Below are 245 nucleotides of genomic sequence, written 5' to 3' on the forward strand. Positions count from 1 at the left end.
GGGTGCAGCCCGCCGGTGCCGCGCTGGCGGCCGGGCAAGGTCACGTCCAGCGCCTCGGCCTGCAACTGGCGCTGCAGCTCGGCCTCGGCCAGGGCAGCGCGGCGGTCGTTCAGCGCCGCCTCGATCGCCTGCTTGGCCACGTTGATGGCAGCGCCCCGGGTCTTCTTCTCCTCCACGCTCAGGCTGGCCATGCCCTTCATCAGCTCGGTCATGCGGCCGCTCTTGCCCAGGTACTGGGCCTTGGC

Annotated in this window: 1 pseudogene; it reads right to left on the reverse strand. The window is 72.2% G+C overall.

The window, feature by feature from the left end:
• Nucleotides 1-245 (reverse strand): annotated as a pseudogene (locus HA630_RS26850) (phenylalanine--tRNA ligase subunit alpha); the annotation flags it as partial.

It is taken from the genome of Aquabacterium sp. A08 (assembly GCF_011742065.1).